This is a genomic window from Rubellimicrobium roseum, assembly GCF_006152145.1.
GTDB classification, from domain to species: domain Bacteria; phylum Pseudomonadota; class Alphaproteobacteria; order Rhodobacterales; family Rhodobacteraceae; genus Rubellimicrobium; species Rubellimicrobium roseum.
Genome location: NZ_VDFV01000009.1, coordinates 58,587 through 72,015 on the forward strand (window position 1 = coordinate 58,587; position 13,429 = coordinate 72,015).

A 13,429-nucleotide genomic window follows, 5' to 3' on the forward strand; every position below is an offset into this window, starting at 1 on the left:
CTCAGCCCTCCGCCCCGCGCAGGTGGTCGAGGTAGATCATCCGCAAGGCCATCCGCGCCGCCGCCGCCTCCGGGTCCGCCGGGTCCTGCGCCCGCGCCCGCAGCCGCTCCACCGCCAGCCGCACGAATCCCGCCGTGTCCAGCGCGTCGAGGTCGTCCGCCGAGGGGTCGTCCACCAGCCCGCCCAGGTCCGCGTCGAGGTGATGGAGCCGCGCCTCCCACAGCGCCAGCGCCCGCTCCAGCCGGTCCCGCTCGGACAGCGACACGCTCCCCTTCAGCACCAAGGAGACCACGCAGGCCCGCGGATCGCGCCCCAGCGCCTCCAGCGCCTGGATCGCCTTGTCGCAGGTACCCAGAAGCTCCACCTCCAGCCGCACCCAGGCGAAGTGCCCCACGGCCCGCATCTCGACCCGCTCGGGCGCGCCGGGGCCGTCCAGCGTCACGAGATGGACATGCCCCGAGTCGTTGGCCTTGTGCCGGTCGGGCTCGGGCGCGCCCGCGTACCAGGTGCGCGGCGCGATCCGCAGCGCCCCGTGCCAGTCGCCCAGCGCCAGATAGCAGAGCCGCGCCCGCTCTGCGCGGTCGTCGCGGATCTCGTTGGACGAATCGCCCCTGTCCGGCAGCCGCCCGGCGACGCTCCCATGCGCCAGCCCCACGCGGCAGCTCCCCTCGGGGCTCGGGGCTTCGTCGAACCAGTCCGTCTGGTCCATGACCTCGCGCCGCCGCCGCAGGGGTGCGGGCAGCACGGTCGCACGCCCGTTCCAGCGGTCCACCGGCTCGGGCCGGTCCGCGATCACGATGTTGTCGGGCAGGCCCATGGCCCGCGCCCGCGTCCAGACGCTGTGCGCCAGCGCCGCGTCGTGGTTGCCCGGCAGGAAGACCCAGGTCCCCCCGAAGGGCTTCAGCGCCTCGACCGTGCGGAAGATCGTCCGGTCCGCGACCTCGTTGCTGTCGAAGGCGTCCCCCGCCACCAGCACCGCGTCCACCTGCGCCTCGGCCGCGAGTTCCGCGATGCGCTGCACGGTGCGGATGCGCTGGCTGCGCAGCTCGGCCCCGGGATCGCCCGCGACATGGGCGAAGGGCTTGCCGATCTGCCAGTCGGCGGTGTGGATGAAGCGAAAGGCCACAGGCGTCCCCCGGATGACTCAACCGCCACGATATCCCCATCGCCCGCCGGGCGACAGGGACCCCGGCGGGTGTTGCGCGAAACGGGGGAGGACCGTTCGGTGGTCGAAGGTATCGTTAACCTTTGGCGGCGATCCTGTTCTCACGACGCCCCCGAAGGACCCGCCATGCCGCACGCCCCTGCCAATCCGTTCCCGCCCCGCTCAGCGGTCGAGCCGTGCGCTGTTCACCAGGTCCTCGTTGACCTCGATGCCAAGCCCCACGCCCTCGGGCGGGTTCACCCAGCCGTCGGTGTGCCAAACGGGCTTGTCCACGAGGTCCTTCTGCGCCGGCCCATAAACAGGCTGCAATTCCAGCTCGCGGCAGGCGAGGCTCGCGAAGCTCAGCGCCTGGGAGGCCGCCGAGACGATGGCCGTGGAGAAGTTGTGGGCGTTGGCCTGCCGGCGATGCAGCGCACAGATCTGGGCCGCCTTCTGGAAGCCCGTGATCCCCTCGATCCGCCCCGGGTCGAGCCCCACGACGTCCACGGTCCCCGTCTCCACGATGCGCTGCACGCCCCGGTGATTCCACTCCCGCTCGCCGTATCCGATGCACAAGGAGGTCCCGGCCCGCAGCGCGCGGTAGCCCTCCGGGTCGTCGTGGCCCAGGGGCTCCTCCAGCCAGTGGATCTGGTACTCCTCGAAGGCCCGCGCCCGCTGGATGGCGGTGGGCACGTCCCAGAAGTTCTTGACCCCCAGGTCGATCATCAGCCGCTTGTCGGGCCCGACGGCCTCGCGCACGGTGCGGACGTATTCGACGTCGCGGGCGTGGTCGAAGCCCAGATGCGCGTCGCCCTTCTTGCCGAAACCGACCTTCACGCCCTGCAGGCCCCCGGACAGGTAGCCCACGATCTCCTCGGCCATGGCGGGGATGGAGGCGCGGGTCGCGTGGATCGAGGCCACGGCCGGCATCCGGTCATGGACGGGCCCGCCCAAAAGATCGAGCACCGAGCGCCCCAGCACCTTGCCCTTGAGGTCCCACAGCGCGATGTCGAGGCCCGATATGGCCAGCGAGGCGATCCCCGCCCCCGTGCCGTACCACCAGCTATGCTCCTTCAGGAGCCGCCAGATCGTTTCGGTCCGCACTTCGTCCTGACCGATGACGATCTCGGCCATCCCCTCCACCAGCGCCTTGGCGGCGCGCGAGGCCTCGGGGAAGTAGGCGCAGCACTCGCCCCAGCCCACGGCCCCGTCCTCGGTGGTGATCTTCACGAGGCAGACCGAGCGCAGGCGCGAATGGTCGTTGGGCTCGGGATAGGCAACGGGGATCGCCTCGACGGAGCGGATGGTCATGGACGGGTCCTGGGCTTCGACGGATGGCCCATCACGGCGCAGCCGGACCGGAATGGCAAGGCCCCCGCGGTCACTACAGGCACGCCATCTTGCGGCAACGAAGGATCTGCCTTGCCTTCGGCCCGCAGGAGTCTTGGGCGCACACCGGCCTGCGCGTCACACCGAGGAACCAAGGGAACGGGCGGTGAGCCGTGTGGGGACCGGACCTTCGACAAGCTGATCGAAATTCTGGTGCGCTCAGAAGGAATGATGAAGTGCTTCAAACACTCACGGCTCCTGCCCGGCACCTTTCACCCGGAGCGTCACGATCGCCCCCACAAGCGCTTCGCGGCAGTGTCCCCAGTACCTTGGTGGTTGGACGTCATCACGGAGCCCAGCTGCATCCCGCTCCTCCTGCCTCGGAGATGCCACGAACGCATTGGCAATCCTGAGGAGCGCGGCTCTCGTCCGCGTGTCAAGCGCAGGCGGCCGCAAGGTCTTGCTCGTCCGTTGAGCAGCCGACCTAGACCATGCGCCGATGCCGCCCCCTGCCATCGTCGCCCTGCCATTTGCCGCAGCGGCGCAGAAGTACGAAGCCGTGCCAGCGCAGACTGTCCCCCGGACCGTCGAGATGTTGGCCACGATGCCGTGCCGGATCGACCCGGAGGACATCGAGATGGAAGAGGAGGACAGCAATGATGCGGACGATATGATGTGCGCCGATGAGCAGTTGACGTGAAGCTCGATGCTGAACCGCAACCCGTCGACGGACATCGCGCCTCGTCGTCCCGAGCTCCACGCTCAGAGCACAGCCGTTGCGGTCGGCCGAGGCTCGGCCCCGGCCTCCCGACGCCCCAGGGCGCCTGCGGCCAGGAAGCTCAGGACGACGAAGGGCAGCCCCAGGCCATAGACCGACCGGATGCCCCAATGCTCCCCCACGAACCCCAGAAGCGGCGGTCCAAGAAGGAAGGCCACGAACGAGATCTGCGCGAGAGCCGCCACATTCGTCGCCGCAGGCCGGTCGGTGCGCTGCGCGGCGGCCGACATGGCCAGCGGGAAGATGGCACTGGACCCGAACCCCAGGAGCGCGAAGCTCAGGAGCGAGATCGCCGGCCCCGGGGAGACGAGCAGGAGCACAAGGCCCAGCGCCAGGATGCCGAGCTGGACGCGGGCCACGATGGCCGGGGAGTACCGCTCGACGAAGCCGTCGGAGTAGTAGCGGCCGACGGCCTGGGATCCGGCGACCAGCGCGACGGCCAAGCCCGCGCTGAACGAGGCCGAGCCCCAGACGTTGGTCATGTAGATGGCCGACCAGTCGAGCCCGGCGCCCTCCATCAGCACCGCCGAGAGCGTGACCGCAACGAGGACGAGGATAGGCCATGTCGGCCAGGCAACGCCGGGCGCGGCCTCCTCGACGGCCCGGGTCGGAGCAGGCTCAAAGCCGCTGAAGACGAGCGCCACGGCAAGCACCACAACCGGCACGACGAGGGCAAGATGGACCTGCGGAGACAGGCCGATCTGCGCCAGACCGGCACCCAGGAGACCGGTGGCGAAGAAGCCGAAGCTCCAGAACGCGTGCGCCCGGTTCATGATCCTCCGCCCCACCAAGGCCTCGGTTCGGTCAGCCTCGACGTTGAGAATGATCTCGACCGATCCGATCAGAAGGCCCGCGGGGATCAGGAGAAGGAACAGGGCCCAGGGCACCGTAGCCTGCACGGCGACGGCATAGGCCAGCGCCACAAGCGGCATGGCGACCAGAAGGGCGCGGCGGTATCCGACCCTCTCCAGCAGGGGAGACGCGGTTGTGAGCGCGATCAGGGTGCCGACGGGCACGCCGATGAGGCTCAGTCCCAACGTCCCCTCGCCCACGCCCATGGCGTCCCGGATCTCCGGCAGCCGGGGAAAAAGGCTACCCATGGTCATGGCATGGACCGCGAAGCCGGCGAACACGCGCCGCTCGGGGCTCAGATGGAGCCCCAGGCTCGACGGGGACCTCATGATGGCTCTCCGTTACACTCCGGACGCAAGGCGTCATGACAGGTGATGATCGACCGGGTGCGGCACCCGAACAGACCTGCGTGGCAGGCCCCGGACAAACCCGGCCAGCCCTGGAAGGCACGAACTAGAAGGTCCTTGGCTTCCAGACAAGGTGACGGCTGATCTCATTGGGGCTGGGCGGCCAACGTATCCGCCGAGGCCCGCCGCCAGAAAGATCATCGTTGTCCGGAACGGCATGCTGCGTGTGCGGCCGCAGCCCTGCTCCGCCCGGAAAAGCCTTCGGGTTGCTCACGTTGGATTCTGGCATCGTCCCATGCACGTGCTTCCGAATGGCTCAGGCCGTTGATGAACGGAGGTCAGGGTCCCTGAGCGCCGTCAGGATCTCCGATGCGGCTCATCCACCCTGAGCGGCTTGACAGAAGCAATAATTAGGTAGACCAGTCTAACCATAATCTGGGAGGCATCCTTGTCCAACACGTCCCCCGCGAAGGAGCGCCTGATGAAGGCCGCATCCGAACTCTTCTACAACAACGGCATCGCAGCGACCGGTATAGATACGATCACCGCGAGGGCGGGCGTGGCCAAGATGAGCCTCTACAACAACTTCGCGTCCAAGGCCGAGCTGGTGCAGGCCTATGTTCGGTCCCGGCACGACGAGTGGCATCGACTCTGCCTGGAGCGGATCGGGGGCGCTTCGACCCCGCAAGAGCGCATCCTGGCGGTCTTCGACTCCTATCTCGATCATGCCGCCTTCGAATATCAGAGGGACTTTCGCGGTTGTGGGCTCTACAACGCCGCGGCCGAGCTTCCCGTGGGAGACCCCGGACGTGCCGAGGTCGCAGCGCAAAAGGACGAAGCGGAGCGCCTCATCCGGGAGGCTCTCGAAGAGCTCCTGCCTCAGGAGAGCGCCCGGGCCGCCGACATGGCCCAGCATCTGTCCTTCCTGCTCGAGGGCGCCATGACCCGCGCCGGGCTGGAAGGCCACGACGCCCGACTGCGAGCCGCACGGCGCATCGCAGCCTCCCTTCTCGATCAGCTCTGACCACAGCCTCACCTGCGCTCCGGTCAATGCGCCAATCTCTGCGCGTTGCGACCTTCGCGTCGGCGACGCCTCCCCCGAGACCATCCCATGAGTGATTTTGCCTTCTCCCCTGATCGAACCCGGGGCAGGTTTTCCGCACTCCTCATCCTCGTCGCGCTTGAGGCGGCGCTGGTAATCTCCTGGAGTGGCGGGTTCGTAGGCATTCGCTTTGCAAGCGACCACGCTCCCATCTTCCTGATCCTGTTCTGGCGAAGCCTGGTCTCGGGACTGGTGCTGCTGCCCCTTACCCTGACGGTGGGGCCCCGGCTCCGGTGGCGGGACTTGCCTCCGCAGATGCTTTTCGGGGCGCTGGCGATGGCAGGCTACCTGTCCGGGTTCGCCCTCGCCATCGGGGAAGGCGTGCCGACCGGCCTCGTGGCGCTCATAACCGACATGCTTCCATTGATGGTGGCGCTCCTGTCCTGGCCGATGCTTGGGCAGGCGCTGACGGGAGGCCAGTGGCTGGGCTCCTTGATCGGTGTCGCCGGCGTGCTGATCGCCTCGGGCTGGTCCCTTCGCATGGGTGACGTGCCCCTGTGGGCTTACGTCCTGCCCGTCGTTGGCACCCTCTCCCTCGCCTTCGCGACGCTTCTTCAAAAGCGCAGTCCGTCTGAGCCTCTGCCGGTTCATCGGAGCCTCTGCCTCCAGTGCCTCTCGGCCGCTGCGATCCTAGGCATTGCGGCTTGGATCGAGGGCGGCGTGGCCCCGGTCATGGAAGCGGGCTTCATCGGCGGCATCCTGTGGCTCGTGTTCGTGGCCACCTTTGGAGCTTGGGGGCTTTACTATGCCGCGCTGCGCCGCTCCTCTCCGGCCCGCGTGACGGCCGTGCTGTACCTGAGCCCGCCGGTGGTGATGATCTGGGCCTGGGTCATGTTCGGCGAGCCGCTGTCCTGGGCCATGGCCATCGGCTTGGCTGTGTCGCTCGTCGGCATCATCGTCTTCGCGAGATTCCAGGGAGCGGGGCCGCGGGATCCAGACCATTGAGCCGCGCGAGAACGGAACGCCGGAGGCCTCGCCCGCCTTCTCAGCCCCTGAGGTCGTGACCCGTTACGCCGAGGGACCAAACGCCACGTGCCGGGCTTTCAACCCATGCAGATCGTGACCACGTTTCTGATTGAGATGCTCGGGCTACGCATCCGCCCTGCCGAAGCCCGAGAACCGGCCTCTCTGCTTCAATCAGCGGGCATGTTCAGGTATGCTGTCGCCCCGCGATGCATTGAAGACACGGGACGCACCGAGACGCCGGGCTGAGGCTTCGGTGCAGTCGGGCCCGAGATGGTCGGAAAGCCCTCGACACTCGGCGGCGAGCGACTCCAAGCCGATGTTCTGTGGCACGCGGGGATGGGCCACACAGATGGCACCTTGTTCGCTCCATGCCGCCTCAAAGGAGAAGTCCGTTCCCGGCTCAAGTGGCGCAGCGCGCTGCTGGATGCCGAAGCTGTCGTATATGTTGATCGGCATGCCATTGCGCGTCGAGGGCCGGTTGTCGCCACAGTAATCCGCGCGGATCATGTAAATTCAGGCGTTCCAGCAGGGCGCCAAAGGCACGCCGTCGTGCCTAGCCCAGGACCGGTGGCGCAGCCGGATGCATTTGTCCCGGGCCCCGACCGTGCAGTTGATCAAGATGGCACCGTCCGAGCGCGGCTGGAGTACGGCATGCGGCCGACGGTCCGGCTCAGGGGGGACAGACAGGCATCTATGCGCCGCTCTCGTCGGCAACGCTGAGGCCGTACATCACGACATCGCCCTCGACCCTCCCCAGGTCCGTGACGATGCTGTCGATGCGGATGTTTGCGACGCTGCCATCCTCCTGGACCGGCGCCAGCACCGCTCCGATCAGCTCGGAGCGAATTAGTCTTCGCCCGTCCATCGTGCTGAGGAGCTCGCTGCCATGGAGATCAACGGAGGCGGTGTCGGCGTGCAGGTCCCCCGCGACCAGCAGGGCCGCAAGAGCAACCACGAAGCGACGCCGCTTGATGGCTGGGCCTCACGACAAGGGGCGTGCCGTCCGCCAGCGTAAGGGCTTGCTCCATCAGCAGCGGCGCATCGCCGAAATTTTCTGTGTCGACAGGCGTCCCGGAGCCATAGTTCAGCTCCGTCCCATTTAGGTTCGCGTTATTAACTTGATGCCATTGAGGTCCGATCCGTTGAGGTTCGTGCCATTGGCGCTAAGGCAATTCAGGTTCGAACCATTGAAGGCCACTCGGTTGATGCTGATACCGTTGCTATTTGCTCCGCAGATGCAGCAGAGGCGCCGAGGGCAAGAGCAATCGTCAGCAAGAAAACTCGGTTCATGGGAATTCTCCTGACTGAACAAGGACCATTATTCGGCATCGGCTTGGCCCATGGCAGATCTACGTTACGATCCGAACGCATAAAGGACTGGATACTCGCAGGCTGGCCGATCGTCAGGTCGGGTATCCCCGACCTTGCCAAGGCGCCTGCTCGCCCTTTGTGCGGGACGCGCAGCACAACATACATGAACACCGCACACTCATGCAGCCCTATGCGTAACTTCTGACTGACCCACAGGCGCGGATGCAGCAGTCAGGCTGATGCGGTTCTGGCCCAAGCTTCTGATCGAAGCACGGAAAGCCCTTTTCAATCATAATTTCATCCTGCTGGCGCGACAAGCTCCTACTGGGTTCCAGCCCAAGACCAGAGCAGAGAAGTTCCGGCGCGGTTCCGTCCCACAGGGAGGAGCGGCACCCAGCGGACTCAACCCTATCCAGGCATGTCCATCAAACCAACAGACACTGTTGGCGAGGTCGGATTCAGGTAAGGCGATCGGGCATTGAGCTTGCAGCTCCGAACTCCACCAAACCCGTGCCGTACATATCTGTTGGGCTATAGCTCGTGACTTTTGAAGCAGGTCAGGTTTTCCTGACCATTCCCCGGCCTCGAAGCGCATTGACTCACGATGTCGATTCACAGCATAGCCTGTCGCATCTCAGCAATCCGCTGATTGATCCGAGCATAGTTTTAGAAGGCGCATCATGGCCATTATCAATGGAACGAACAGCCTATCCGAAAGAGACTTCATCGGGGATTATTACGGACACGACACCTCCGGAAGTGATGCGATCAACTTGCTTGATGGCGATGATTACGCCTACGGTGGACTTGGCAATGACGCGATCGACGGCGGCTACGGCAACGACTCCATCGATGGCGACGAAGGCGACGACAGCCTCAAGGGTGGTTACGGCGACGACGACCTGAATGGGCAGGCAGGTTCTGACACGATCCACGGCGGCCACGGCAACGACGACATCTACGGCGATGGCTACTACGCCTCGGGAGCGGACGAAGGCGATCAGCTCTACGGTGGCGAAGGCCACGACCGGCTTTACGGTGGAGCCGGCGGCGACCTCCTGGGCGGCGGCAATGGCGATGACCAGTTCATCCTCGGGGCGGGCAGCGAGACCTCGGGTGACAGGATCGACGGCGGCACGGGAACCGACCTCCTGGACGTCAGCTACAAGGCCCTTACCAACGGCTTCACCTTCACCGCGACCGATTACCTGAAGAGCTACAGCGCGGCCGGCGGATTCACCGTGCAAGGCGTGGAGCAGTACAAGATCCGCGGCTCCGATTTTGGGGATCGCATCACCGGCTGGGAAATGGAGGACGAGCTTCAGGGCGGCCGGGGCACGGACACGCTCGGTGGACGTGGTGGGAACGACAGCCTTCATGGCGGTCACGGGTCCGATACGCTCAGAGGCGACAACGGCGACGACTATCTGTACGGCGACACGACCGGCTACTACGACTGGAGCGAGACCGAGACGCCCTCTGGCGCCGATGTGATCTACGGAGGCAGGGGAGACGACCTTGCCAACGGCGGGAACGAAAACGATCGCATCTATGGTGAGGACGGCCAAGACACCCTGAACGGCGAGAATGGCAACGACCGTGCCGAGGGTGGCCAGGGTAACGACATGCTCTCGGGCGGCTATGGCAGGGACGTCATGAGAGGAGGTTCGGGCGATGACAGTCTTTACTCAGGCGCCTATCTCGGGTGGGACTTCGACGGCGAGTACGACGACATCGAAGGCGGCGGGGGCAGCGACTTCGTCTCCATAGGTGTCGGCGACAGGGCCATCGGTGGGGACTCGTCGAAATCGATCGACACGATCAAGATGACCTTCGGCTACTCTCCCACCAACGACGTCGCCATCACCTACAACCTGGGCACTCAGGGCCAGACCCTGACCCGACTGGCGAACGGCACGCTGGTTGATGGCTTCGAGGTGCTGCAGTTCGAGGGGGGCAAAGGCAACGACCGGGTGACCGGCGGCAGCCGCGCCGACATTCTTGAGGGGGGCGACGGCAGCGACACCCTCAAGGGAGGCAAGGGCGACGATGCCCTTGACGGGGAAGCGGGAACCGACACGCTTTACGGCGACGACGGTGCCGACACCTTCAACGACAACGATGACATCGCCTCGGCGCGGAACGACATCGCCCACGGAGGCGCAGGCAACGATGTCTTCAACTATGGGTACGGCGCCGACAAGATGTACGGCGGGGGCGGCAGCGACGTCTTCCATCTCGGTGCCTACCTGCGCTCGGAAGACTACCGGGCCGACATGGTCGATGGCGGCAGTGGCTTCGATCGCGTCGATTACCTTGACGCCGACACGTCGGTTCGCATCGATCTCGCCCAGCAGTCCACCAACGGCGGGGCGGCACGTGGCGACCGCTTGGCTTCCATCGAACACGTCCAAGGGTCAGGCTACGACGATTATCTGCTCGGCAACGGGTCCAGCAACTCGTTCGACGGCGGCGCTCAGGACGATGTCCTCGACGGCCGTGGCGGCAGCGACGTGCTGAACGGCGGGTCCGGCGCCGACAACCTGACCGGCGGCAGCGGCAAGGATACGTTCGTGCTTGAGCGGGACGACGGCTTTCTGGACCACGACCCCTACTGGCCGCACGACGTGATCAGCGACTTCAAGAAGGGGGAGGACAAGCTCGCCATCTCGGAGGCGGAGTTCGACGTGGACTCGTTCAATTTCAAGCTCGCCAACCAGACCAGCAACGTGGCCGCGACCACGGGCCCGGTCTTCGTGTTCGAAACCGACTCGCACCGGCTCTGGTTCGATGAGGACGGCAAGGGACAGGACACGGACGGCGACGGCCGGATCGATCAGAACACCGATCCGATCCTCCTGGCGACGATCGAGAACGTTTCGAGCCTCGATAAAGGCCACTTCAGCTTTTTCGAGTAAGCTTCACGACGTGAGCACGGGGGCGGCGGAGCCTCTCCCGTGGGGTTTGAACTCATGCGAACGTGCCGTCCTGACCCCACATGCGTTCGCTTCGACCACGACTCAGGTGGCCGTGGCCTAAAGTGACCAGGGCCGCCCTGGAAAAGTGTGGAAGGTTGGATCGGATCCCGACTTGCACCCTCCTCGACGACACTCAGCTTGTTTCTCCAGTCTGCTCGTGCGCTTCGATCTAAGTTAAATCGCTCTAACCTTAGCGCATCCTCCACGCGACGTCGGAGCTCTGGTGTGGGACTGGCGCGTGGGCGCAGGTGGGGCGGCGGAGCAGGTCGGTGACGTGACCGGCCTGGCGGCGGGCGACACCGGCACGGGCGGGTCGGAGGCCGGGGAACGACCTGCGGCGCGAGAAGGCCTGCGACCCTGGAGGGGTTTGCCGTTCCCGCAGCCGTGGATGTCGCCACAGATGCCGTTCCGCCCAGGCTGCCGTGACGCGAGGGAGCACCGGACCACCCGGCCCGGCGCTCCCGTCCGCGAGCACCTTCCCCCGCCTGACCTCAGACACCTCCATGCGCCCCCACCGTCCGGCCCAAGACACGAGGCCGTGCCGATCCCGCACCGACGGCCCCCCCGGCTTCAAGCGCACAGGGAAAGGCCGCGCTCCCTCACTGAGGTATTGGACAGCCAGACGCCCACGGGCCGACTCCTGTTCGACGTCCTGAGCCCTATCGCTGAGCACGTCCGGGAGTTGAACCGGGAGCGCCCCCTAGAAGGGTTCAAGACCGCAGCAGCCCGGGGCAGCAAAGGCGGGCGCCCGGGTGCAAGCCGGGCCGCCTTCCAGGCTCACGTTCCAGGAGGCGAGGACATGGAGCGTACGATGAACGACACCGAGCAACCTGACCTCCTGCACCGTTGGGCCGCGCAGCCACCTGATCAGCATCGCGTTACGCCTGATCGGGTGCCATCTTCTGACGCTTCGGACCTTCGTCCTGCCCGCCTCACCCGCGTGGACCCGGCCTTCGATCTGCGCCGCTTCCATAGCCTGGCGCTGGCGAACAGCCTCTTCGGCGAGTATGGGGTGGTGCGGCACTGGGGGCGGATCGGAACGGCTGGCCAGAGCCGAACGACCTGACATGATAGATCGGGACCTGCCGAAGCAGCCTTGCAAAAGCTACTCGCCGAAAGGCGGCGACGGGGGTATAGGGCCGGGCGCATGGATGATTGAAGGAATCGGCAATGGCAAGCGGGACGGTTAAGTGGTTCAACACGGGGAAAGGCTTTGGCTTCATCGCGCCGAACGAAGGCGGCCCCGACATCTTCGTGCATGCCTCGGCCGTGGAGCGCTCCGGGCTCCGAGCACTGAACGAAGGGGATCAGGTCAGTTTCGAGGTCGAGGAGGATCGCCGGTCGGGCAAGCTCACGGCAACGGACCTGCGGGTGACCGGCTCTGCGCCTGCCACCACCCATCGCCCGGCCGAGCGCTCTCGTGATGATTACCAGCGCTCCAGCACTGCCTCACGCGGCGGGCCAGCCTACCGCCAGCCGGAGGGCTCCGGTCGGGGCGTGGTGAAGTGGTTCAACGCCACCAAAGGGTTCGGCTTCATTCAGCCGGACACGGGTGGAGACGACATCTTCGTCCATATCTCGGCCGTGGAGCAGGCGGGCTTGCGCGACTTGCGTGAGGGTCAGGCGGTCACCTACGACATCGAGCGGGACCGCCGCAGCGGCAAGTCAGCCGCGACGAACCTGCGCCTGGGGGACTGACATCGCAGAGACAAGACCCAAGATCTGGCCATCGCACCCAGAAAAACAGATCTGACCACTCGACATAGGTCAGGACACCGCTTCTGGTTCCGGGGCTTAGGCTCCGGTCGCGACCGTTGCTCAGCAAGTCGACGCAACGCCCTCTGGCGAACAGATGACTCTATCGGTCATCTTCCGCCAGCCTGGGCGGGGCGTCGACGGACGCGACCAGTCGGCCTCCATGCTCGCCAAGAGTTTGCCGTGGGGTCCCATCATCAGCAGCGCCGGGACGAGGCGAGCCCGCGCCTTGCGGCCCAAGCACGACGGAAACGATCTCTGGCAATGGCGCCAAGACAGCAACGCGCCTCATAGATGGCCGTGTCCGGATCCCAAGGTATGCCGGCCGCCGTGAGCATCGGCGCCGGGATTTACAGATGACCGCGCGGGGATCCTCCTCCTCGTCGCGCAGGATGTCGGTGAGTTGCATGGCGCATGCGAGGGATAAGGCGAAGCGGCGGGTCTCCTCCCCCTGCCGGGCACCGAACACGCGCATGGACAAGAGGCCCACTGTACCCGCCTGGCCGCGCACGCAACGTGCAAGACGCACGAGATGGGGCGCCACTATGCCATCGACGTCCATGCGCATGCCGGTCAGAATCGGATCGAACTCCCGCCGGGAAGCCGATGACGGTCGATGGCGAGATCGGGCTCCTCGCCGACGGCGGTGCGCGGCGTGCGACTGCGCGATTTCCTCGGACCATTATCCGAGGCTGCCACCTTTTCGTTCTTGGTCCCCTCGCCATCGGCGATGTCGTCGACCAGACCGCAGAGAGCAAAGATCGCGAACATGGCCTCTCGACATTCGCGCGGCAGGATATCCAAGCCTGTGACAAAAGACGAGCCTGAAGCGGCGACAATGTCCACCTCAGCTTCGGAGTTGGACTG

At 65.9% G+C, this 13,429-nt stretch carries 13 protein-coding genes and 2 pseudogenes; 8 read left to right on the plus strand and 7 right to left on the minus strand.

The window, feature by feature from the left end:
- Position 1 precedes the first annotated feature (1 nt).
- Together FHG71_RS09075 and FHG71_RS09080 are read right to left on the minus strand one after the other, a co-directional pair.
- Positions 2-1,126 (minus strand): metallophosphoesterase family protein, encoded by a 1,125-nt coding sequence (locus FHG71_RS09075; RefSeq protein WP_139081311.1) that lies wholly within the window; start codon positions 1,124-1,126, stop codon positions 2-4.
- A gap of 201 nt (positions 1,127-1,327) precedes the next feature.
- A complete protein-coding gene (locus tag FHG71_RS09080; protein ID WP_139081312.1) occupies positions 1,328-2,455 on the minus strand; it encodes a mandelate racemase/muconate lactonizing enzyme family protein in 1,128 nt (375 codons plus the stop codon).
- A gap of 517 nt (positions 2,456-2,972) precedes the next feature.
- Here FHG71_RS09080 and FHG71_RS09085 point away from each other — a divergent pair.
- A complete protein-coding gene (locus tag FHG71_RS09085) occupies positions 2,973-3,173 on the plus strand; it encodes a hypothetical protein (protein ID WP_139081313.1) in 201 nt (66 codons plus the stop codon).
- A gap of 62 nt (positions 3,174-3,235) precedes the next feature.
- Here FHG71_RS09085 and FHG71_RS09090 read toward each other — a convergent pair whose 3' ends face one another.
- Positions 3,236-4,432, minus strand: coding sequence for an MFS transporter (locus tag FHG71_RS09090; RefSeq protein WP_139081314.1), 1,197 nt, complete (start codon positions 4,430-4,432; stop codon positions 3,236-3,238).
- Between the two features lie 499 nt (positions 4,433-4,931).
- Here FHG71_RS09090 and FHG71_RS09095 point away from each other — a divergent pair, with 499 nt between their 5' ends.
- Together FHG71_RS09095 and FHG71_RS09100 are read left to right on the plus strand one after the other, a co-directional pair.
- A complete protein-coding gene (locus FHG71_RS09095) occupies positions 4,932-5,474 on the plus strand; it encodes a TetR/AcrR family transcriptional regulator (protein WP_139081315.1) in 543 nt (180 codons plus the stop codon).
- A gap of 87 nt (positions 5,475-5,561) precedes the next feature.
- The gene (locus tag FHG71_RS09100; protein ID WP_139081316.1) at positions 5,562-6,497 is read left to right on the plus strand and encodes a DMT family transporter; all 936 of its coding nucleotides are present in this window, start codon (positions 5,562-5,564) and stop codon (positions 6,495-6,497) included.
- 192 nt (positions 6,498-6,689) lie between these two features.
- On the opposite strand, the gene FHG71_RS09105 is transcribed toward FHG71_RS09100, so the two are convergent.
- Together FHG71_RS09105 and FHG71_RS09110 are read right to left on the minus strand one after the other, a co-directional pair.
- Positions 6,690-7,025, minus strand: coding sequence for an ADYC domain-containing protein (locus FHG71_RS09105; RefSeq protein WP_139081317.1), 336 nt, complete (start codon positions 7,023-7,025; stop codon positions 6,690-6,692).
- Between the two features lie 184 nt (positions 7,026-7,209).
- Entirely contained in the window at positions 7,210-7,473 is a 264-nt protein-coding gene (locus FHG71_RS09110) for a hypothetical protein (RefSeq protein WP_139081318.1), read from the minus strand.
- Between the two features lie 1,036 nt (positions 7,474-8,509).
- Between FHG71_RS09110 and FHG71_RS09115 the strand changes: the two genes are divergently transcribed.
- From FHG71_RS09115 to FHG71_RS23965, 5 genes and pseudogenes are all read left to right on the plus strand, one after another.
- Positions 8,510-10,747, plus strand: a complete 2,238-nt coding sequence (locus FHG71_RS09115; protein WP_139081319.1) for a calcium-binding protein — start codon at positions 8,510-8,512, stop codon at positions 10,745-10,747.
- 460 nt (positions 10,748-11,207) lie between these two features.
- A pseudogene (locus FHG71_RS24725) lies at positions 11,208-11,531 on the plus strand (hypothetical protein); the annotation flags it as partial.
- 75 nt (positions 11,532-11,606) lie between these two features.
- Complete coding sequence (locus FHG71_RS24240; protein ID WP_246045398.1) at positions 11,607-11,873, plus strand: WGR domain-containing protein; 267 nt, start codon at positions 11,607-11,609, stop codon at positions 11,871-11,873.
- A 104-nt stretch (positions 11,874-11,977) separates the two neighbouring features.
- A pseudogene (locus FHG71_RS23960) lies at positions 11,978-12,118 on the plus strand (cold-shock protein); the annotation flags it as partial.
- A 186-nt stretch (positions 12,119-12,304) separates the two neighbouring features.
- Entirely contained in the window at positions 12,305-12,505 is a 201-nt protein-coding gene (locus tag FHG71_RS23965) for a cold-shock protein (RefSeq protein WP_218014071.1), read from the plus strand.
- Between the two features lie 160 nt (positions 12,506-12,665).
- On the opposite strand, the gene FHG71_RS24730 is transcribed toward FHG71_RS23965, so the two are convergent.
- Positions 12,666-13,232 carry a squalene/phytoene synthase family protein gene (locus FHG71_RS24730; RefSeq protein ID WP_139081373.1) on the minus strand — a complete coding sequence of 189 codons (567 nt, stop codon included), beginning with the start codon at positions 13,230-13,232 and terminating at the stop codon, positions 12,666-12,668.
- A complete protein-coding gene (locus tag FHG71_RS09140) occupies positions 13,136-13,408 on the minus strand; it encodes a squalene/phytoene synthase family protein (protein ID WP_139081321.1) in 273 nt (90 codons plus the stop codon). Before FHG71_RS09140 ends, FHG71_RS24730 begins: the two co-directional genes overlap by 97 nt.
- Positions 13,409-13,429 lie beyond the last annotated feature (21 nt).

What these genes read in the sequence shown, in the direction of transcription:
- FHG71_RS09080 (WP_139081312.1), bottom strand. Translation starts at nt 2,455, where the DNA reads ATGACCATCCGCTCCGTCGAGGCGATCCCCGTTGCCTATCCCGAGCCC.
- FHG71_RS09085 (WP_139081313.1), top strand. Translation starts at nt 2,973, where the DNA reads ATGCCGCCCCCTGCCATCGTCGCCCTGCCATTTGCCGCAGCGGCGCAG.
- FHG71_RS09090 (WP_139081314.1), bottom strand. Translation starts at nt 4,432, where the DNA reads ATGAGGTCCCCGTCGAGCCTGGGGCTCCATCTGAGCCCCGAGCGGCGC.
- FHG71_RS09095 (WP_139081315.1), top strand. Translation starts at nt 4,932, where the DNA reads ATGAAGGCCGCATCCGAACTCTTCTACAACAACGGCATCGCAGCGACC.
- FHG71_RS09100 (WP_139081316.1), top strand. Translation starts at nt 5,562, where the DNA reads ATGAGTGATTTTGCCTTCTCCCCTGATCGAACCCGGGGCAGGTTTTCC.
- FHG71_RS09105 (WP_139081317.1), bottom strand. Translation starts at nt 7,025, where the DNA reads ATGATCCGCGCGGATTACTGTGGCGACAACCGGCCCTCGACGCGCAAT.
- FHG71_RS09115 (WP_139081319.1), top strand. Translation starts at nt 8,510, where the DNA reads ATGGCCATTATCAATGGAACGAACAGCCTATCCGAAAGAGACTTCATC.
- FHG71_RS24240 (WP_246045398.1), top strand. Translation starts at nt 11,607, where the DNA reads ATGGAGCGTACGATGAACGACACCGAGCAACCTGACCTCCTGCACCGT.